We start from the raw sequence: 276 nt of genomic DNA on the forward strand, positions 1-276 counted from the left end.
CCGGTGGCACCGTCCAGCGAAGGCAGGGTGCCTTCCACCGGCAGCTCGGCACCGGCCGGTGCATCGGCGGCGCGCATCATCATCGCGGGACCGGCGTCAGGCGCCTGGCCGGGCAGGGTATCCAGCAGGCCCTGTTCCAGCCGCGCGGTGCTGACCGACGACAACCGGGTGAGCACGCCGGTGTCCCAGCCCATCGCAATGGCCACCACCGCCAGCAGTGCGGCCACGCCCAACGCGCGGCGGATCCACTCGCCCGCGCCCAGCCGCCGCTTCAGC

General features: G+C 74.3%; 1 protein-coding gene. It reads right to left on the reverse strand.

What is annotated here, in order from left to right:
- On the reverse strand, nt 1-276 hold a 276-nt coding region (locus tag ACR9ZK_RS21940; protein WP_481344068.1), incomplete at both ends, for a hypothetical protein.

The organism is Monashia sp. HAY1-5C, from assembly GCF_056755255.1.